Source organism: Couchioplanes azureus (assembly GCF_014648355.1).
Lineage (GTDB): Bacteria > Actinomycetota > Actinomycetes > Mycobacteriales > Micromonosporaceae > Actinoplanes > Actinoplanes azureus.
Genome location: NZ_BMQY01000007.1, coordinates 263,712 through 282,215 on the forward strand (window position 1 = coordinate 263,712; position 18,504 = coordinate 282,215).

Here is an 18,504-nt window from a genome sequence, read left to right on the forward strand (position 1 = left end):
GCTGTGCCGCCGGGGCCCGCTCGCCGGGGCGCCGCTGGCCCTGCTCGCCGCCGCCGGGCTGCTGCTCGGCGCGGGCATCGAGGGCCCGCTCGCCCCGCTCTACCGGTGGGCCTTCGACGTCGTGCCGCTCTTCGCGGCCATGCGCGAGCAGCAGAAGTGGCTCGCGCTGACGATGCTGGCGTACGCGATCGGCATCGGGGTCACCGTGGAGGCGCTGGCCGCCGCCTGCCGCCGCGCGCGGCCGCTCCTGGTCCGCCTGACCGCCGCGGGCGCGATGGTGATGGTCGCCGGCGTCTACGCGGTGGTCGCCCCCTCGCTGGTGTGGGGCCTCGGCGGCAGCGTCCGGGTCACCCAGTACCCGCAGTCGTGGCACACCGCCGACGAGATCATGGGCGACGGCGACGAGGCCGTGCTGTTCCTGCCGTGGCACCTGTACCAGCCGTTCTCCTTCTCCGGCTCCCGGACCGTGGCGACCCCCGCGGCGGCGTTCTTCCGCCGCCCGGTGCTCAGCAGCGACGCCGTCGAACTGGGCCCGGTGCGCACCAACTCGGTCTCCCGGCGGATGGCGTACGTGCAGCGCCTGGTCGCCGCCGGGGGCGCGGGCGCCTTCGGCCGTCTCGTGGCCCCGCTCGGCGTGGGATACGTGGTGCTGGCCCGCGACCGGGAGGCCGACCTGTACGCCTGGCTCGACGCCCAGGACGACCTGCGCCGGGTGCTGCGCACCCCGGAGCTCGACGTCTACCGCGTCGAGGCGAGGGGCACCGGCCGGGTGGTCGCCGCCCGTCCCGGCGGCTACGACGAGGCGGTCGCCCTGGCGAACCGCGGAACGCTGGGCACCGAGGCGGTCCTGCCGGACGGTCAGGCCCGCGAACCCCTGCCGTCGACCGCCTCGGGGGGAATCCACCGGACCAGCTCCACCAGCTGGGACGTGGCGCCCGGGACGCCGGGCTGGGTGGTGATCCCCGAGGAATGGTCACCGGGCTGGTCGGCGGGCGGCCTGCCGAGCGCACCCACCGCGGCCGGCACGGTCGCCGTCGCCGCCGGCGCCGAGGCGGCCACCGTCCACTACGAGCCGTGGCGGTGGCTGCGGCTGGGCCTGATCGCCTCGGTGCTCTCCCTGCTGGTCCTGCTGGTGATCGGCCTCCTGGAACACCGCAAGGACCTGGTGCGCTGGTGGGCGGTGCCGTACCCCGAGGGCCCGTCCCCGCCGGCGCCGCCCGCCGTACGGGGCCGCGGCGCTACCGCCAAGGTTTACCGGCGGCCTGCCTCGCCGGGTTGACGCCGGGAGCGCCGCGGCGGCCTACCGTCCATCGGTGACGGCCGATGTCATCGGCCCTGACTGCGCGGAGGTAGGCATGACGTTCCCGAAGGGACACCTGCGGCGAGTGGCGCTCGTCGGCGCTTCGACGATCGGTGCGCTCGTGGTGTCGGCGAGCCCGGCGGCAGCCGCCGTCGACGACAGCTTCACCCTGTACACCACCGACGGCGGCTGCGGGATGGTCGAGTTCGTCGACTACGGGCCCGGCGCCCCGGGCGGCGGCAACAACGACGACTACCTCGTGATCCACGACTACTGCTCCGACGGCGACGGCGTCCAGGTCTGGGCCTCACTGTTCGTCGGCGGCTGGTCCGAGCGCGACCTCGGCACGAAGTACAACGGCAACGGGCGCGCGGGCGCCGCGGTGGTGTGGGACCCCTTCAGCCAGTTCTCCGGCAACGTCAACGCCGGTGACACCGTCCAACTGCAGGTGTGCGTCGTGGACGGCAAGAACGGTCCCGAGCACGGCTGCAACCTCGTGGCCGTCGACAGCGCCGACGGCTGAGCCGCAGGGACGCGGCCTCAGATGTCGAGGATCAGTGCCCGGTGGTCCGAGACCTCCGGCTCGGCCATGACCTCGAACCGCGCGACGGCGGAGACGTCCGAGACGAGCAGGTAGCCGGCGTGCCGCACGGGCTTGCGGTAGCGAGACGTCCGGGTGTCGGCCGTCCCGACCAGATCGGTGAGGCCCAGCCCGGCCAGCACGCCGAACGTCTCGCTGTCCGGTAGCAGGTTGAGGTCGCCGCAGACCACCACCAGGTCTCCGGCGCCGCGGATCCGGCGTACGAGCTCGGCGAGCCGCTCCGCCTGGCGGCGCCGCGCCGGGGTGTCGCCCTTGCCGGCCGGGTCGCGCAACCCGTGCATCTGCACGACCCACACCGACCGGCCCCCGGCCCGGTCGACGGTACGCACGGCGAGGGCGGCGCGCGGGCGGTCGGTGAGCGGCCACCGCACATGGTCGGCGAACCGCCCGTGCACGAAGGCGGAGTCGACCCCGACGACCGGCAGATCCTCGCCGACGAAGGTCGCCACCCCGAAGTCCTGCCGGTGGCAACCGCCCGCGTCGTCCCGGACCGGCCCGGAATCGCTGGTCACGAAGATCGCCTGATGGCGCGGCAACGCGGCGCGCACATCGGCGAGGAGATCGGCGCGTTGGGGCAGGCTCCGTTCCCCGTCGGCGAAGTGCGTCCATCCGCTCAGGCCCGGGGTCCGGGTCACCTCCTGCAGGCAGACGACGTCCGCGCCGCTCGCCGGCAGCCACCGCAGCAGCTCGTCCGCCATCGCGCCGCCCCACGCGTTCACACTCGCGATCCGCACGACGTCGAACCCTAGCCGCCGCGGCGGCCAGGGTTCGAAGGCGGTCGGCCGCCGCGGCCGGCCCGCCGCGCGGAGACTTTCCGGTGCCGGGCCGGGTCGCGGCTCAGGCGGCGTCGACGAGCTGGCCGGTCGTCGTCCAGGCGGCGGGGGCCGGGCGGAGCACGATCGGGGCGGAGGCCGGGCGGCGGTACTGGTTGGTCAGGTGGAGGCGGGCCCAGATGACGAAGGTGTCGCGGATCGTGCGCAGGATCGCCGTGGAGCCGACGGTGGAGCCGGCCACCCGCTCCTCGAGCCGGACCGGCGCGCCGACGAAGCCGCGGATGCCGGCCGCCTTGGCGGCGACGAAGAACTCCAGGTCGAAGGCGAAGCGGCGCTCGAGCAGCCGGGGCAGGAGCTCGGCCAGCACGTCGCGGCGCAGGACCTTGCAGCCGGTCTGGGTGTCGCGCATGCCCAGCACGAAGAGCAGGGTCACCAGCGTCGAGTAGACCATCGAGACCAGCTTGCGGAACGGCGAGGAGGCGCTGCCCGACGCGGAGTGCCGCTTGTCGGCGTAGACGCCGGCGTGGTCGCCCGCGCGGGCGATCCGCAGGTACTCGGCCAGGTGCCGGGGGTCGATGTCGCCGTCGGCGTCGACGAAGCCGATCCAGGCGCCCCGCGCGGCGGCGAAGCCCAGGTGCAGGGCGCCGCCCTTGCCCTGGTTGACCGGGCTCACGACGACCCGCACGCCCGGCAGGCCGGCGAGGGTGCGCTCGGAGCCGTCGGTCGAGCCGTCGGAGACCGCGATGACCTCGTACGAGACGCGCTCCTCGGCCAGGCAGGCGACCAGCTTCTCGACGGTGGGCCGCAGCGCCGCGCCGGGGTTGTAGAACGGCACCACGACGGTCAGCTCGACGGCCGGGTCGGCCGGGGCCCACAGGCGCGCCGCGTTGTACAGCGGAGCGGCGGCGGTCGTCGGTGCGGTGGCGGCGGTGAGCAGCGTTGCGGTCATGCCGTGTTGTTCGGAGCGCTAGCTCAACCCAGCCTCTAGCCGGCTTCAAGGGACCTGCAAGGTTGCGAAGCGGTTTTCGCTCTGGACATTCCGCGCTTTTGCCGTGGCACTATTGATCCGTGACCGGTATTCGTTCCCGCAGCTCAGGCCCGCTCCTGCTGGCCTCGGCCATGCTGGGCGCCGTGCTCGCGCCGGGTGCCGCGCTCGCCGACGGACCCGGGTACGGCGGCACCGCCGACGCCCTCACCGTGCAGTGGCAGACGCCGTCCAGCGCGACCGCCGACGGGCTGGCCGTCTACGCGGTCGGCTTCAAGGGCGGCTCGCCGGTCAACCTGAGGGTGGGCGCCGACCCGGAGCGCTCCGTCATCGCCGACGCCTCCGGTGCGCTGCGCGTGCTGGTGCTGAGCGCCGCCGTGACTCCCGCGCCCGCCTCGACGCCGGACACCACGGTGCTGCCGGCCTCCGCCGGGACGGCCGGGCGGCTCTCGCCCGGCACCAGCGTGCTCGCGGTGGGGGAGACCCCGGCCGGTGTGCTGCGTACGCTCGTCGGCTCGGTGCCGCCGCCGGAGGCGGGCCGGGGCATGCAGGACCTGGCACCCTGGGCGGGTGCCGCGGCGCTGGCCGGCGCCGCCGTGGTCTGGACCCGGCGCCGCGGCGCCGCCCGGGCCGGCGCGCCGCACCGCCACCGGTTCCATCCCCGCCATCGCATGGCCTGACCCACCCGGCCCGGGATCAGGGCCGGTTGTGCAGGAACCACGCGTCGCCCTGCGACACCGCCACAGGCGGTTCCCAGCGGTCCATGTCGAGGGTGCCTGGCGACAGCTTTCAGCTGGTCCGCCACTTTTACGCCGCCCGGCCGGGCGCCGGTGGGCGGTCCGCCACGAGCTGCGGCATGGTGTCCCTGGCACCGTGTCGACCGGCCGGCGGCCGGTGACGCCCAGCAGGGCACGCGCGGCTCGCCAGGACTGAAGGATCAGGCCGGGGTCGACGGCCGGCAGTCTGCGAGCCCGAGCACCGCAAAGGCGGAACCCACGCGCCCGCGGCGCGTGGGTTCCGGAGGTGGGGGACGGCTCAGGGCTCGAAGCGGTAGCCGACGCCGCGCAGCGTACGGATGTGGCGCGGCGACGAGGCCGACTCGCCCAGCTTCTTGCGCAGGTTGCCGACGTGCACGTCGATGATGTGGTCGTCGCCGTACCAGTTGTCGCCCCAGACGTCCTCGAGCAGCTGGCCGCGGGTGAAGGTGCGGCGCGGCGCGGAGGACAGCAGGTCCAGGATGCCGAACTCGATCTTGGTCAGCTCGAGCACCTGCCCGTCGAGGGTCACCTCGCGGACCTCGGGGTCGATGCGCAGCTTGCCGTACTCGCGGATCGCCGTGCTCTGCCCGGCCGCGGAGTTGCGGGGGCGGCGGCGCATCGCCTGGATGCGGGCGGCGAGCTCGCGCGGGGAGAACGGCTTGGTGACGTAGTCGTCGGCGCCCACCGACAGGCCCACGACCTTGTCCAGCTCGTCGGTGCGGCCGGTGACCATGACGATGTAGGCGTCGGTGAACTGCCGGATCTGGCGGCACACCTCGATGCCGTCGACGTCGGGCAGGCCGAGGTCGAGGATGGCGATGTCGGGCCGCTCCTTCTGAGCCTGCTCGACCGCGCCCCGGCCGTCGGTGGCGACGACGACGTCGAAGCCTTCCTTCTCCAGCAGGTGCTGGCAGAGGAGCATGAATTCGGGTGAGTCCTCGACGACGAGAGCGCGCGGCCTGGCCACGGGGACCTCCACTTCTGCGGGACGGACGGAAACACGGGGTGGCGTCGAGTCCTATCGGTCGCGCCGCGCCGAAACGAAGGTTTCGCCGCTCGCGAGGCGGGTCATGCCCCGCCGATCAGGATTCCGTCGGCGGTGATCTCGGCGCGGGCGGGCAGCGGCCCGGGCCGGGCCATGAAGTAACCCTGTCCCAGCTTGACACCCAGCGCCCGCAGTTTCTCGTGCTCGGCCACTGTCTCGATGCCCTCGGCGATCAGCATGGCGCCGATGTCCTCGGCGAAGCCGACGAGCGAGCGCGCCAGCGCCATCCGTACCGGGTCGGTGTCGATGCCCCGGGTGAGGGTGATGTCGAGCTTGATGATGTCCGGGCGCAGCTGCAGGATGTGGCTGAGGCTGGCGAAGCCGGCCCCGGCGTCGTCGACGGCGAGCAGGATGCCCGCCGAGCGCAGCCGCTCGGTCACCTTGACCAGCGCCGGATAGTCGTGCACCTGGGTGTGCTCGGTGAGCTCCACCGCGATGCCGCGCGACGCGTGCGCCATGAGGGTCTGGCCGACGCGCGGGTCGAGCAGGGCCTCCACCGACAGGTTCGCGCTCAGCCACGCCCCGGCGGGCATCTCGTCGAGGTACGCGAAGGCCCGCTCCAGCGCGAGCAGCTCCAGGTCCACACCCACGCCGGCCTCCAGGGCCGCGGCGAACGCGTCCGCCGGACTCGGGAAGTGCGCCTTGTCGAACCGGGCCAGCGCCTCGTACGCCTTGACGACGCCGTCCTCGAGGCGCACGACAGGCTGGAAGGTGGGCTGGATCGCCTGGGAGTGGATAACTTCCCGGAGATTGCGCATGGCGGGCACGGCAGGCGCGGTGAAGGTCATGCCGTCTAGTTCGGCCGCGACCCTCAAGGCAGTCTCAGACCGGTTTCAAGAGCTCGGCAAGCCCGTCACCGGGCGGAAAGCGCGATCGGGGTGCGGTTGCGGACCCGGCGGACACACGAGCGGACCCCGGCACACACGGTGTGCCGGGGTCCGGATGGAGCGGAGCGGGTGAAGCGGCTCAGACGAGCACGCTCTCGCGGTCGCGGGCGCGGTGCAGGCACTCGATGAGCTCGTGCGGGTCGACGTCGACGTCCGCGTCGACGTCCACCACACCGACCCAGGTGCCGGCGGCGGCGGCGAGGCCGGCCTGCAGCGCGGCGCCCTTGTCCTGCAGCTCCCGGTCGGCGATGACCTGGATCCAGGGCAGGCCCTCGAGGCTGCGCTCGGAGCCGTCGGTCGAGCCGCCGGTCACGGCGACCATGTCGAACGAGATGTTCTGGGCGTAGAGCGTCTCGGCCAGGCGCTCGACGGTGCGGCGCAGCTTCACGCCGGGGTTGTGGAACGGGATGACCACGGTGAACTCGACGGCGGCCTGGCCCGACGAGGATGCCCGCTGGACGGCACCGGCGACGACGAAGGGAGGGACGGCGATGAGGTGGGCGACAGTCATGCCCGGTGATTCGGCCCCCAGCCTCAACGCGGTCTCATCAGATTCTCAAGCCGCACGCAAACCTGCCGGCCGCCCGTACGCCTCGACGGCGGCACCCCTCGGGGGTACCGCCGTCGTCGCCGGGCGCCACGCTCAGGCCGGGACCGCCTGCCGGCGTACCAGCCGCCGGGGGAGCCGCGGCAGCCGGCGCACCAGCGGGGCCGTGCGCGGGTCGGAGCCGTACGCCAGCAGGGTCAGGAAGATCCCGTAGACCGGCAGGTGGCCGAGCAGCTCCGTGCCGCCGAACAGCAGCAGGGTGGCGTTGAACGGGATGCCCGCGACGAGCACCGCGACCTGGGGCAGGGCGCCGGAGATCACCAGGAGGCCGAAGAGCAGCTCGGTGACGCCGGCCACCGTGACGAAGACGTCGGCCGGCAGGTCGATGCCCACCAGGGCGAAGACGTCGAGCTGGGGGAACATCCGCAGGGTCTCCCGGGCCAGCGCCGGGTTCGCGAGCTTCTCCGCGAAGGCGAGCGTGATCAGCGCCCCGCCGGCGCCCAGCCGCAGCGCCAGCAGCCCCCGGCCCAGCGTCACCGCGTCGGGCTCGACCCGGCCGAAGGTCGCGTCCGACGGCGGCACGAACGCCAGGAAGACCGCGACGCCGAGCAGGTCCATCGCCGAGAGCAGGCCCACCGGCCCGGTCACCAGCAGCGCCAGCGGGCCGGCCAGGGCCAGCAGGACGGCGGCCGGACGCAGCCGGATGCCGGTGATGAACCAGACTCCCAGGGCCCCCTCGAGCAGCAGCAGGGCGTCGCCCGCGGGCAGCCCCTCGACCTTCAGGTCGTGGGTCAGGAAGTGCCCGGAGACGGCGGCGGCCAGCAGCGACACCCCGAGGTGGATGGCGAGCAGCCGGGGCACGTACGGCACCAGCCGCCCCAGGAAGGACAGCCCCGGCAGCTCCGGCGACGGCAGCCGGCGCACCGCCAGGTACCGCCAGCCGACCGTGACCAGGGCGACGCCCAGGATGAACGCCAGCGTGAGAGGGCGTACGGCGAAGGACCAGTCCCCCGGGTAGCCGTGCGGGTCCGGGACGAACCACTTCTCGTGCGCCGCCGCGGGACTCGGCACCGCCAGCACCGCGGCCGCCGCTCCCGCCAGGGCTCCGAGGCGTCCCACGCTGATCTTCATCGTTCTCACTCCGCTCGTCACACGATCACCGTCACCATTCCTACGGCTGTCGGCGTCGATGATCGAGCGATCCGGCGCAGGTCAGGACCAAAGTCCCGGCCCTTCGGGACCCTGTGCGGCCCGGCGTTCAGGCCCCGTCGGAGTCGTGCTCGGACGCGGCGGGGCCGGTGGCGCTTCCGCGGCGGATCCGCTCCATGCGGTCGGCGCCGCGCCGGACCGCCTCGCGGGAGCGGTGCAGCAGTTCGTTGCTGCGGTCGGTCCTCGCCGACGTGCGGGCGAGGGACCCGCGGAAGCGGGTGATCGGGTCGGTCGTGCGCTCGTCGTCCCGGTCGGCGTCGGCGTCGAGGAGGCGTTCCCGATGGTTGGCGGCGGCCTCGCGGGTGTCGGCCTCCCGTTCGCGCCGGTCGGCGAGCTGCTCGCGCTCGTCGGCGAGCTGGTCGCGCCGGTCGGCGGACTGCTCCCGCTGGTCGGCGAGCTGGTCACGGGCGTCGGCCGCCCGGTCGCGGCGGTCGGCGCGGCACTCGCGGGCGTCCGCTTCGCGCTCGCGCTGGTCCGCGAGGCGCTCCCGGGCCTCGGCCTGTGCCTCTCGGAGATCTGCGGCGCGCTCCCGCGCGGTCAGCCGCCGTTCCCGTTCGTCCAGATTCTCCACCGGGACCCTCCGCTCGCGGTCGGGCACGCCGGAGCCCCCGACGCGCTCCAGAGTACCGGCACCGGCCGCCGCAGTAGCATCGTGGCGTGCCGCGAGACCCTCGGATCCGGCCGGGCGTGGGGCTCGTCGCCGCGCTGGCCGCGGGCGCCCTGCTGCTGGCCGTGCCGCCGGCGGCGCAGGGCCGGCGGACCGCGCCCACGCCCGCCGCCCTGGCCTGGCCGGGCGCCCAGCGCGCCAGCATGGCGGCCACGCTGAGCGACGGGACCGCGTACGAGCCGGGCGTCTTCCTCGACGCGCGGACCTCGGCCGGCACCGCGCCCAGCCGCGACGGCCGCACGCTGCGGCTGCTGGTCCGGTCCGCGGACGGCTCCGTCCGCCAGGTGCGGGCGCTGCCGTCGGCGCGCAACCCGTCGTTCCAGAGCCTCACCGTCGCCGGTGACCTGCTCGCCTGGTTCGAGCGCACCAAGGGCGGGCTGGAGCTCTGGGCGGCCGGGCTGGGGTCCGGCCCGGCGGCGCACCGGGTGACCGCCGACACCGGCGACGCCCGGTTCTACCGGTCGGAGACCGACCTGGTCTTCGCCGGCGGCCGGCTGCGCTGGGTGGCCGCCGCCGCGGCGGGAGGCACCGAGGTGCGTGCGGTCGCGCCCGGTGGCGGCCCGGTCGAGGTACGCCGGGTGCCCGGCACCTGGCGGCTGCTGGCCTGGCCGTGGATGACCGACGGGGTAGCCGACTCGGCGGGGGCCCGTACGCTGCGCAATCTGGTCTCCGGCGCGGACGTGGCGGTGGCCCGGCCGCGGGACGGCGCGATCGGGTGCAGCGCCGCGTGGTGCCGGATCGTGTCGCTGGACGCGGGCGGCTACACCCGCATCGAGCTCATGCGGCCCGACGGCGGCGACCGGCACGAGGTCGCCGGCGGCACGGCGGCGACCGAGATCGTGGACGTGGCCGCGCTCGACCGGTTCGAGGTCTTCGTGCGGATCGGCGCGAACTCGGAGCTGACCGGCAACGCGCAGCTGCTGGTGCACGAGACGAACACCCGCAGCACCGTGGAGATCAGCCCGGACGCCGGCGCGGTGATGCTGCGCAACGGGGTGCTCTGCTGGTCGACGGGCAGCCAGGAGACCTTCGTCCGGCACACCCTCGACCTGCGTACGGTGTCCTAGAAGAGCGACAGCTGTCCCGGGGTGGGATCGCGGCGCCCGCGCATGCCCGCCCGGATGACCCAGGGGCGCAGCTGCGGGATCGGGTCCTCGTCGCGGGGCTCGCGCTGCGGCGGGATGCCGCCGGTCAGGGCCCACAGCGACGGCCCCAGGTTGATGCCGCGCTCGCGCAGCGCCCGCCGGAAGACGGGCAGGCTCAGCGGCAGGCGTACCTCGTCGAGGCCGGGCACGGCCAGGTCGGTGCGCATCCGCATGAGCCGCCGGTTGCGTTCCACCGCCTCCCGGGCGCCGGGCGCGGCGAGCTGCTCGGCGGCCCGCTCGCCCACGGCCTCGCGGACCAGGTGGGCGGCGCCGGCATCGAGGGCCGCCCACGCGCCGTCGACCGTGCCGAAGGCCGCCAGCAGCTTGGCGGCGGTGGCCGCGCCGAAGCCGCGGACGCCCGGCAGGTTGTCGGAGGGGTCGCCGCGCAGCGCCGCGAAGTCGCGGTACTGCCCGGGCTCGACGCCGCAGAGCGCGGGCAGGCCGGCGGCGTCGACCAGGACGGCCTCGTCGAAGCCGCCGTTGCGGACGCGCAGCACCGAGGTCGTCTCGTCGATGAGGGCGAACGCGTCGCGGTCGCTGGTCATCAGCACCGAGCGCCAGCCGTGCCGGCGGGCGTGCGCCGCCGCGCTGGCGAGGACGTCGTCGGCCTCCCACGCGGGCGGCACCAGGGTGCGCACGCCGGCGGCGGTCAGCAGCCCGGGCGCGCCGGCGATCTGGTCGGTGAGGTCGGTGGGCTTGCTCGGCCGGTGTGCCTTGTAACCGGCGTAGTCGGCGCGGCGCGCGGAGTCGTCGGGGCAGTCGAAGCCGACGATCAGCGCGTCGGGCCGCAGGTATGCCGCCGCCCGCGCGATGTATCCGACGAGTCCGCGCAGTGCCCACACCGGCCGGCCGGCGGCGTCCAGCAGCCCGTCCACCGCACCGGCGTGGTACGCGCGGTGCACCAGGCTGTTCCCGTCGAGCACGAGCAGCAGGGGGCCGGGGGGCGACACCCGCCGAGTCTACGCACGGCGGGTGTCACCGGCGTCAGCCGGTCGTGAAGCCGCCACCGGCCGCGTTGATCGACGCCGCGCTGAGCGCGCCGCTGCTGAGGCCCCACCGGTCGAGCAGCTCGTTGTAGGCGCCGGAGCGGATCAGCCGGTCCAGGGCGTCGCGCAGCGTGTCGCGCAGCGGGCCGTGGCCCTTGGGCACGGCGATGCCGTACAGGCCCGGCTCGTACTGGACCGTCGAGGCGAGCTGGTAGAAGCCGCGGGTGCGCTGGTCGGTGGTGAGGTGCACGGCCGGGGGGAAGTCGTTGAGGACCGCCACGGACCGGCCGGTGCGCAGCTGCAGCAGCGCGTCGGCGTTGGTCTTGTAGGTCTTCACGGTGATCGGCTTGGTGCCGCAGCCCTGCTGCGAGCGCTCCAGCAGGTCGACCTGGACCGTGCCCTTCTCGACCGCGACGACCTTGCCGCAGAGGTCCTTGAGGTCGGTGACGCCGCTCGGGTTGCCGCGCTGCACCACGATCGAGGTGCCGGCGGCGAAGTAGTTGATGAAGTCGGCCTTGGTCTCCCGCTCGGCGGTGTCGGTCATGGACGACAGCACGCCGTCGTACCTGCCCTTGACGATCTCGTCGAGGAAGGTGTCGAACTCCGTGCCGCCGACCATCTCGATCTTGATGCCGAGCACGGTGCCGAGCGCGGCGGCGAGGTCCGGCTCGAATCCGACGATGGTGCGGCCGTCGGGGCCGTACGACTCCATCGGCGCGTAGGCGGGGTCGGTGATGAGGCGGATCGTGCCGCGGTCACGGATCTCCTGGGGCAGCGCGTCGTGCAGGGCCTGGTCCATCTCGATGGTGCTGGACGCGGCGCTGCCGTTCTCGGCCGCCTTGTCGCCGCCGCACCCGGCCAGGGCCAGCAGGACACCGGTCAGGGCAAGGCCGGCCTTCGTCAGCTTTCTCATCGCCAGTGTGCTCCTGTCATGAGCCGGCCGCGGCGGGGATTTCCCGCCGGGTACGGCCGGCCGCGGTGGTCTCGATCAGGTCGTTCCAGGTCAACGGGGTGCCGAGCAGGGTGCCCTGGGCGGCGTCGCAGCCGGCTGCGGTGAGCCAGTGCCGGACCTCCTCGTCCTCGACGCCCTCGGCGGTCACCCAGCAGCCCAGGCCGTGCGCCAGCTCGATCACCGAGCGCACGATCGCCTCGCTCTGCGGGTTGCGGGACAGGCCGTCGACGAAGAGGCGGTCGATCTTGATCTCGGAGACGGGGACGGCCCGCAGCTGCGACAGGCTGGTGTACCCGACGCCGAAGTCGTCGACCGCGATGCCGATGCCGATGCCGACGAGGTCCACGACGGCGCCGATGGCGGCGGGGGTGTCCCCGGCCAGTGCCGTCTCGGTGACCTCCAGCATGAGCATGTCGGCCGGGGTGCCGGTCGCGGTCAGCAGGTCGGCCACGGAGGCGGCGAAACCCGGCTGGTCGAGGTTGCGCGCGGACACGTTCACCGCCACCGGCCACGACCGGCCGGCGGTGATCCAGTCCCGCTGGTCGGCGAGGGCGCGGCGCAGCACCCATGCGGTGAGCGGCTCGATCAGCCCGGACTGCTCGGCGGCGGGCAGGAACTCGGCCGGTGCGAGCAGCCCGCGGGTCGGGTGCTGCCAGCGGACCAGCGCCTCCACGCCGCAGATCTCCCCGTCCGAGAGGCGGATCTTGGGCTGGTAGTGCAGGACCAGCTCGTCGCGTTCGAAGGCGTGCCGCAGCTCGGCCTGCACCACGAGCCACTGGGTGGAGTGGGCGACCTCGCCGCCCGCGTACACGACGATGCCGTTGGTGCCCCGCTTGCCCTGGTACATGGCGGCGTCGGCGCACTGCAGCAGCTCCTCGACCCCGATGCCGTGCTCGGGGTAGAGCGCCACCCCGAAGCTGGCCTCGATGGTCAGCGGGATGCCGTCGAGCACGATCTCCTCGGTGAGGCGGCTGCGGGCGCCGGACAGCAGCGCGACCACCTCGGCGCGGTCGACGCCGGGCAGGATCAGGCCGAACTCGTCGCCGCCGAGGCGGGTCACGGTGTCCTCGGGGCGCAGCGCGGCCACCAGCCGCTCGGCGACCACCTTCAGCAGCTCGTCGCCGGCATGGTGGCCGAGCGTGTCGTTGACCTCCTTGAAGTGGTTGAGGTCGACGAGCACGAAGGCGCCGCGCCGCGGGGCGTTCTCCAGGGCGGACTTCGCCCGCAGCCGGAAGGCCGCCCGGTTGGGCAGCCCGGTGAGGCCGTCGTGCAGGGCCTCGCGTTCCTGCTGGGCCGCGTACCGGCGCAGCGAGCGGGTGGTGGACCAGGAGATCAGCGCCAGCACCAGGTAGAGCCCGACCAGGCCGGCGGCGAGGCGCCAGTACGTGACCCGCATCTGCTGTTGCAGGTGTGCCGCGATGCTCTCGTACGGCAGGTACAGCTCCAGCACGCCGATGGCCCGCCCGGAGGCGCTGGCGACCACCGGCTCGAGCACCCGGATCACCTGGCCGCGGCTGCGCTCGGTGTCGGCGACGACCGCGACGTCCGTCTGCCCCACCGCGGCGGTCCGGAAGGCGGGGTCGGCGACCGGGATGCCCCCGGCGGTGGAGCCGTCGTCGGAGAAGACGACCTGCCCGCTGAAGCTGCGCAGCCGCAGGCGGACGACCGAGCCGTGGAAGATCGCGAAGTCGGTGGCGGCGTGCAGCCGTTCCCGCTGGGTCTGGGTGAGCCCGGCGGTCAGGTCGGCGTCCTCGAGGGCCGGGGCGACGGCCATCTCGGCGATGACCACGGCCTGCGCGCGGCCCTGCTCCTCGGCCTGCCGGGCGGCGTCGTCGCGGTAGCCGGTGACCAGCACCGCCCCGAGCACGCCGACGGGGACGAGGCTGGCGGCGGCGTAGGCCGCGAAGAGACGTGACCCGCCCTTCGCGCCGAACTTGCCTCGCAGCCCCACGCAGGAACTATCGGCCGTCCGCCGGATGTGATGAAGGAAACGCCGCCTACCGGAAGAGCCGGTCGAGATGATCGTCCAGGGTCGCCAGGGCCTGCCCGGCGGTGCGGTGCCCGCCGAGCAGGTGGACGCCGAGGCCTTCCATCAGCGCCAGGAGCCCGGCCGCGGCGCGCTCGGGGTCGGCGACGTCGAGGAGCCCGGCGACGAACCCGGTCATCTCGGCGGTGTCCTCGCGCAGCGCGGAGCCCGCCGCCGGGCGTACGGCCGTGTAGGCGAGGAAGGCGAGCGCCACCCGCCCCAGGGCGCGGGACTCGTCGTCCAGCGGCAGGATCGCGGTGATCATGGTGCGGAGCAGCAGCCGGGGCTCCGGCTCGGCGCCGAGGCGGGCGATCGCCTCGGTGACCCGGACCTGGGTGCGGTCGCGGACCACGGACAGCGCGAACCGCATCATCTCGTCCTTGGTGCGGAAGTAGTGCTGCACCATCCCCGCCGACACGCCGGCCTCGGCGGCGACGTGGCGCAGGCTGACGGCCTCCAGCCCCTGCGCCGCCGCGACCCGCATCAGCGCGTCGGCGATCCGGGTGCGCCGCTGGTGGCTGTCGACCTTTCTGGGCATGGCCTCGATCGTTTCACAGCGTGGCGGCATCGACCGTGACGGTTCCGGCCGCGCCGTCGACGGTGACGACCTGGCCGGTGGAGATCGTCCGGGTCGCTCCCGGGACGCTGATCACGGCGGGGATGCCGTACTCGCGCGCCACCGTGGGGCCGTGGGCCATGATCGCTCCGGTCTCGGTGACGAGCCCGCCGGCGGTGAGGAACAGCGGCGTCCAGCCCGGGTCGGTGGTGGCGGCGACGAGGATCTCGCCCGGCTCCACGTGGGCGGTCGCCGGGTCGTGCACCACCCGCGCCGGCCCGGTGACCCGGCCGGCCGCCGCGCCCACGCCGCTGAGCACGCCGCCGGTGGCCGGCGCCGGGGGCAGCACGGCCTCGATGTCCGTGCCGTCGGACAGCAGGCCGACCGGTACGGCCCGGCGTCGTGACTCGGCCCGGTGCACCGCCCGGCGGGTGGTGGCCGTGTCGTGGCAGGCGGCGCCCTCGTGCACGGCGGCGCGGACCTCGTCGAGGGTGAGGAACATGATGTCGTCCGGCCGGTCGAGCAGGCCGGCCGCGGTGAGGTCGGCGCCGATGAGCAGCAGGTGCCGCCGGACCGCCCGCAGCCGGTAGAGGCCGGCGAACTTGCCGGCCTCCCGCAGGCCCGCCAGCGACCGCGCCCGGCGCAGCAGGAACACGGCGAGCCGTCCGCGTACGGGCCGGCGCCGGGCCCGGACGGCGAGCCCGCGCAGGGCCTCCTCGGCCGTGGCGGCGGCGCGGGCGAAGCGGCGGTCCGGCGCCTGCTCCAGGTCGGTGACCCGCAGGTAGTTCGCGATCATGGCGAAGACCGGCGTGGGGTCCTCGTCCCAGCGGGGCACGCCCAGGTCGACCTCGGCGATGCCGCGGTGGCCGTACGCGCGCAGGAACGCGTCCAGCCCGAGGTCCGGCAGCTCCCCGCGGGCGTACCGCGCGGCCAGCTCGCCGGGCGCCGTGCCGAGCAGCAGCTCCCGGTGCTCTCCCGCGTCCGTGGCGAGCCGCCAGAGGGCGAGGTCCATCTCGATGGTGACGTTGTGCGGCATCCCGCCGAGCACGGTGTGGATCTCTCCCGGCGTCGCGATGCCGTCGAGCAGCTTGGCGGGCAGGGCGGCGGCGAGCATGCCGGCGACGATGGGCCAGATGATGTCGTCGGGGCTCTCCGCGGCGTCGTGGGCCTCGACCTCGCGCAGCCGCTCGGCGGTGGTCATCGCCGCCGCGGGGACCGCGCCGGCCAGCCGGATGCGCTCGACCGCCCCGGTCAGCCGCTGCCGGGCGGCCTCGGGACGGGCCAGCGCGCGCACGATGCCGGCGAGCGCCCGGACGGCCGTGCGCAGCGCCGCCGCGTCCGCCCCGCCCGTGCGCCCGGAGCCGCCGGGCTGCGCGGCGAACCGGGGGTCGTTGAGCACGTGTGCCATGACGGCCTGGGCGCGCGGGCCGAAGTCGACGGCCATGAGCTTGACCAGCCGCTTGCGGGCGGACCGGTGACGGGCGAGGTCGCTGAGGTCGCCGTAGAGGCGCCCGCCGATGTCCACGACGTCCGCCCGGACACCCAGCGCGGCCAGCATCGCGACGATCTGCGCCCGCAGGGTGGCCATCCCCATCGGCGTCACCGGCCGCAGCATGCCCTGCACGTGCCCGAACTCCACGTAGACGCGGGGGAGGGGCTTGGTGGTCGGCGGGGGCAGCGGGAACAGGGTGGTGATCGGCCGTGACTGCAGGAGCCACAGGACGCCGTCGTCGTCGAATGCCCATTCCACGTCCTGGGGACCGCCGAGGCGCTCCTGGAGCCGGGCGCCGGCCGCGCGGAGCTCTTCGAGCCGGGCGGGGGTCAGGCAGCCCCCGAGGTCTCGGGCGGTGCCGTCGAGGACGTAGTGGTCCACCGGGCCGGTGCCGTCCACCACGGCGGTGCCGAGCCCCGGTGCGGCGTCGACGAGCATCTCGGTGCGGCGGCCGGTCACCGGGTTCGCGGTGAAGAGCACCCCGGCGACCGCGGGCTGGACCATGCGCTGCACCAGCACCGCCATCGCCACCGTGGCGCCGTCGATGTCGCGGGCCTCCCGGTAGGCGGCGGCGCGCGCACCGTGCAGGGACTCCCAGCACTTCGCGACGGCGGCGAGCAGCCCGGCGGGGCCCTCGACGTCCAGGACGGTGTCCTGCTGGCCGGCGAAGCTCGCGTCCGGCAGGTCCTCGGCGGTCGCGCTCGACCGCACCGCCACCGGGCCACGGCCCAGCCGCTCGTACGCCGCAACGATCTCGGCCTCCGGGATCACCCCCCGCCGGAAGGCCTCGGTGGTGACGCAGAAGCCGGGCGGCACCCGCTCCCCGTGCCGGATCAGCCGGCCGAGGCCCGCCGCCTTGCCGCCGACCAGCTCGCCGCGCTCGGCGCACGCCTCGGACAACTCGATCACGTGCACGGGGACCCTCCGGTTTGCGATACACCTGTATTGGATCCGACGGTACGCCGATGCCAATACGACTGCAACGTGACGGAGTCCGCAGGTCAGCCGGGCGGGCGCGCGCGGTAGAGGGCGACCGTGGCCGCGGAGCGGTGCCAGATGCCGATACGGTCGTAGCGCTCGCGCAGCAGGCCCTGCAGCGCGGGCTGGCCGGTGGTGGGGTCGGCCGTCTGACCCCCGACGACCAGCCACACCCGGCCCGTGCCCGCCACCTGTCCCGCGGCGTCGGGATGCTCGTCCGCCCGCAGCCGGCCCACCTCGGCGGCCGGGCGCCGCTCCAGCACGTCACGCGGGCGGGACGGATAGCGGCGCAGGTAGTACTCCATGCCCGCCCGCATGGCCCGCGACCGGGCCTCGTACACGATGACGTCGCCGGGGCTCTGGTGGCGGGCGACGAGCGCGGCGACGCCCCGGTAGTCGGGGCCCTTCTTCGCGGTGGTGCCGCGGACCCGCCCGTGCGCCGGGTAGGCGGTGACGGCCAGCAGCGCCACGATGCCCACCACCCGCAGGACCGCCCCTCGCCGGCCGGAGCGCCGGTCCGGCCCGGCCGTGCCCACCACCGCCACCGCGGCCAGGATGGCCAGCGGCGCGAGGACGACCAGCAGGTACCGCGCCACCCAGATCGGGCCCCAGGCCAGCGAGACGGCGGCGACCGCGAGCGGCGGGGCGAGCGCGAGAACGGCGACGTGGCGCACCCGCTCGGCCCGCCGCCAGCGGGCGAGCACGGCCAGCCCGATCAGCAGCCACGCGGTGTTGGCGGCGCCGACGATCTCGCCGGGCGCCTGCAGGAAGGTGTCCGGCGTCAGCGGATCCACCCACGCCAGTTGCTCGTTGCGCTGCCGGGTGCCCAGCCACACCACGGGCAGCAGCGCCACCGCACAGGCGCCGAGCGTCACCACCCAGGCCCGCGGCGGCCGTCCCCGGCGGCGGCCGGACGCCGCCACGGCCGCGTGGGCGGCGAGCGTGGCCAGCGCGATCAGGTGGCTCGCCCCGAGCAGGACCACCGAGACGCCGTAGCCGATCCAGCGCCGGCGGCGCGGCCGCTCCAGCGCCCGCAGCAGAAGCAGCAGGGAGAGCACGGAGAGCAGGCAGGTGAACGCGTACGGCCGGGCCTCGGCCGCGTACCGCGAGCTGTTCGGGACGAGACAGAGCAGCAGCCCGGCCAGCAGGCCGATCAACGGGGTGAACAGGCGGCGGCCGAGCTCGCCCGCGAGCCCGACCGCCGCGGCCATCGCGACGATCGAGGGCAGGCGCAGGTCGGTCTCGGAGGTGCCGGCCAGCCGGGTCCAGGCGTGCACGAGGAAGTAGTACGGGCCGATGACGGCGTCGACGTGGTGGACCAGGTCCCAGATCTGCCCCGGCGTCCGTCGCGCGATGTCGGCGGTGCTGGCCTCGTCCCAGCTCAGCGCCGGACGGCCGGCGCCGGCCAGGCCGAGACCGAGCATCAGCACCGCGGGGACCACCCCCGGTGCCAGGCGGCCCCGGGCCGGGTGGCGGGTCCAGGCCGCGAGGCGGGTCCTGACCGGGAGGAAGCGGGGGACAGGCGGTGTCTGGGACCGTAGTTCCTCGTCCATTGCTTCCGTCTGGTCAACCACCACCACCGAAGGTTAGCTCCGGC

At 74.7% G+C, this 18,504-nt stretch carries 16 protein-coding genes and 1 pseudogene; 4 read left to right on the plus strand and 13 right to left on the minus strand.

Annotated elements, in window-relative coordinates:
- Both IEY99_RS24795 and IEY99_RS24800 read left to right on the plus strand, forming a co-directional pair.
- Positions 1-1,279, plus strand: a pseudogene (locus IEY99_RS24795) (hypothetical protein); the annotation flags it as partial.
- A 76-nt stretch (positions 1,280-1,355) separates the two neighbouring features.
- Positions 1,356-1,823 (plus strand): hypothetical protein, encoded by a 468-nt coding sequence (locus IEY99_RS24800; RefSeq protein ID WP_189206455.1) that lies wholly within the window; start codon positions 1,356-1,358, stop codon positions 1,821-1,823.
- 17 nt (positions 1,824-1,840) lie between these two features.
- Here the strand turns inward: IEY99_RS24800 and IEY99_RS24805 are convergent, their stop codons facing one another.
- Both IEY99_RS24805 and IEY99_RS24810 read right to left on the minus strand, forming a co-directional pair.
- On the minus strand, positions 1,841-2,635 hold the full coding sequence (locus tag IEY99_RS24805; RefSeq protein ID WP_189206456.1) for an endonuclease/exonuclease/phosphatase family protein: 795 nt from the start codon (positions 2,633-2,635) through the stop codon (positions 1,841-1,843).
- 103 nt (positions 2,636-2,738) lie between these two features.
- The gene (locus IEY99_RS24810) at positions 2,739-3,623 is read right to left on the minus strand and encodes a glycosyltransferase family 2 protein (RefSeq protein WP_189206457.1); all 885 of its coding nucleotides are present in this window, start codon (positions 3,621-3,623) and stop codon (positions 2,739-2,741) included.
- A 119-nt stretch (positions 3,624-3,742) separates the two neighbouring features.
- Here IEY99_RS24810 and IEY99_RS24815 point away from each other — a divergent pair, with 119 nt between their 5' ends.
- Positions 3,743-4,339, plus strand: a complete 597-nt coding sequence (locus IEY99_RS24815) for a hypothetical protein (RefSeq protein ID WP_189206458.1) — start codon at positions 3,743-3,745, stop codon at positions 4,337-4,339.
- 355 nt (positions 4,340-4,694) lie between these two features.
- Here the strand turns inward: IEY99_RS24815 and IEY99_RS24820 are convergent, their stop codons facing one another.
- The 5 genes from IEY99_RS24820 to IEY99_RS24840 all read right to left on the minus strand — a co-directional run bounded on the left by IEY99_RS24820 (position 4,695) and on the right by IEY99_RS24840 (position 8,676).
- Positions 4,695-5,384: a response regulator transcription factor gene (locus IEY99_RS24820; RefSeq protein ID WP_189206459.1), complete on the minus strand. Its 690-nt coding sequence runs from the start codon at positions 5,382-5,384 to the stop codon at positions 4,695-4,697.
- 101 nt (positions 5,385-5,485) lie between these two features.
- Positions 5,486-6,250, minus strand: coding sequence for an EAL domain-containing protein (locus IEY99_RS24825; RefSeq protein ID WP_189206460.1), 765 nt, complete (start codon positions 6,248-6,250; stop codon positions 5,486-5,488).
- 178 nt (positions 6,251-6,428) lie between these two features.
- Entirely contained in the window at positions 6,429-6,860 is a 432-nt protein-coding gene (locus IEY99_RS24830; protein WP_189206461.1) for a glycosyltransferase, read from the minus strand.
- Positions 6,861-6,992: 132 nt separating this feature from the next.
- A complete protein-coding gene (locus tag IEY99_RS24835) occupies positions 6,993-8,027 on the minus strand; it encodes a hypothetical protein (RefSeq protein WP_189206462.1) in 1,035 nt (344 codons plus the stop codon).
- A 127-nt stretch (positions 8,028-8,154) separates the two neighbouring features.
- On the minus strand, positions 8,155-8,676 hold the full coding sequence (locus IEY99_RS24840) for a hypothetical protein (RefSeq protein WP_189206463.1): 522 nt from the start codon (positions 8,674-8,676) through the stop codon (positions 8,155-8,157).
- 86 nt (positions 8,677-8,762) lie between these two features.
- Between IEY99_RS24840 and IEY99_RS24845 the strand changes: the two genes are divergently transcribed.
- Positions 8,763-9,839 carry a hypothetical protein gene (locus IEY99_RS24845; RefSeq protein ID WP_229799210.1) on the plus strand — a complete coding sequence of 359 codons (1,077 nt, stop codon included), beginning with the start codon at positions 8,763-8,765 and terminating at the stop codon, positions 9,837-9,839.
- Here the strand turns inward: IEY99_RS24845 and IEY99_RS24850 are convergent.
- The 6 genes from IEY99_RS24850 to IEY99_RS24875 form a co-directional block, all read right to left on the minus strand.
- Entirely contained in the window at positions 9,836-10,867 is a 1,032-nt protein-coding gene (locus tag IEY99_RS24850; RefSeq protein WP_229799211.1) for a 5'-3' exonuclease, read from the minus strand. The two genes, IEY99_RS24845 and IEY99_RS24850, sit on opposite strands and share 4 nt — an antisense overlap.
- Before the next feature lie 34 nt (positions 10,868-10,901).
- Complete coding sequence (locus IEY99_RS24855) at positions 10,902-11,816, minus strand: ABC transporter substrate-binding protein (protein WP_189206464.1); 915 nt, start codon at positions 11,814-11,816, stop codon at positions 10,902-10,904.
- A 16-nt stretch (positions 11,817-11,832) separates the two neighbouring features.
- A complete protein-coding gene (locus IEY99_RS24860) occupies positions 11,833-13,806 on the minus strand; it encodes a putative bifunctional diguanylate cyclase/phosphodiesterase (protein WP_189206465.1) in 1,974 nt (657 codons plus the stop codon).
- A 46-nt stretch (positions 13,807-13,852) separates the two neighbouring features.
- A complete protein-coding gene (locus IEY99_RS24865; RefSeq protein ID WP_189206466.1) occupies positions 13,853-14,419 on the minus strand; it encodes a TetR/AcrR family transcriptional regulator in 567 nt (188 codons plus the stop codon).
- A gap of 13 nt (positions 14,420-14,432) precedes the next feature.
- Positions 14,433-16,838: a PEP/pyruvate-binding domain-containing protein gene (locus IEY99_RS24870; RefSeq protein ID WP_229799212.1), complete on the minus strand. Its 2,406-nt coding sequence runs from the start codon at positions 16,836-16,838 to the stop codon at positions 14,433-14,435.
- Positions 16,839-16,930: 92 nt separating this feature from the next.
- Positions 16,931-18,484, minus strand: coding sequence for a glycosyltransferase family 39 protein (locus IEY99_RS24875; protein WP_189206468.1), 1,554 nt, complete (start codon positions 18,482-18,484; stop codon positions 16,931-16,933).
- Between the last annotated feature and the right edge of the window lie 20 nt (positions 18,485-18,504).

Bases quoted from the DNA above. Each gene is read 5' to 3' on its own strand.
- IEY99_RS24800 (WP_189206455.1), top strand. From the start codon at position 1,356: ATGACGTTCCCGAAGGGACACCTGCGGCGAGTGGCGCTCGTCGGCGCT.
- IEY99_RS24810 (WP_189206457.1), bottom strand. From the start codon at position 3,623: ATGACCGCAACGCTGCTCACCGCCGCCACCGCACCGACGACCGCCGCC.
- IEY99_RS24825 (WP_189206460.1), bottom strand. From the start codon at position 6,250: ATGACCTTCACCGCGCCTGCCGTGCCCGCCATGCGCAATCTCCGGGAA.
- IEY99_RS24830 (WP_189206461.1), bottom strand. From the start codon at position 6,860: ATGACTGTCGCCCACCTCATCGCCGTCCCTCCCTTCGTCGTCGCCGGT.
- IEY99_RS24835 (WP_189206462.1), bottom strand. From the start codon at position 8,027: ATGAAGATCAGCGTGGGACGCCTCGGAGCCCTGGCGGGAGCGGCGGCC.
- IEY99_RS24855 (WP_189206464.1), bottom strand. From the start codon at position 11,816: ATGAGAAAGCTGACGAAGGCCGGCCTTGCCCTGACCGGTGTCCTGCTG.
- IEY99_RS24865 (WP_189206466.1), bottom strand. From the start codon at position 14,419: ATGCCCAGAAAGGTCGACAGCCACCAGCGGCGCACCCGGATCGCCGAC.